Origin of the sequence: Mycolicibacterium sphagni (assembly GCF_002250655.1) — a bacterium.
Classification (GTDB): Bacteria; Actinomycetota; Actinomycetes; order Mycobacteriales; family Mycobacteriaceae; genus Mycobacterium; species Mycobacterium sphagni.
Genome location: NZ_NOZR01000067.1, coordinates 1 through 476 on the forward strand (window position 1 = coordinate 1; position 476 = coordinate 476).

1 pseudogene is annotated in these 476 nt (G+C 66.2%); it reads right to left on the minus strand.

The window, feature by feature from the left end:
* Nucleotides 1-476, minus strand: a pseudogene (locus CG716_RS30450) (hypothetical protein); the annotation flags it as partial.

A 476-nucleotide genomic window follows, 5' to 3' on the forward strand; every position in this document is an offset into this window, starting at 1 on the left:
GCCTGCACCAGCGCATTGATGAACGCCGCCGGGTTCGGGAACGCCGCCAAAGCCGCCTGGAACGCCGCAAACAGCGCACTGGCCGGATTGCCCAGCGCATTGAGCAGCGCCTGGAAACCGGTGAGCCCCGCCGCAATCCCCGCCTCCAGGGTGGCAGCCAACTGACCCGTGAACGTGGTGAATGCGTTGGCCAGCACCCCAATTGTCGGGTTGATGGCCGCCAGCGCACCGACGAAGGCGTTGACGAAGGCCTGCGGAGACGGGAACTTGGCCAGTGCCGCGTTGAACGCAGCCGCCAACGCCGCCCCACCGGACACCAGAGCTTTGAGGAACGCCTGCGGTCCGTCGATGGCCACATTGAGCACCGCCCGCAAGGCCAGACCCAAGTTGACATCAATATTGCTGAACGCCTGCACCAAGGCGTTGATGAACGCCGCCGGGTTCGGGAACGCCGCCAAAGCCGCCTGGAACGCCGC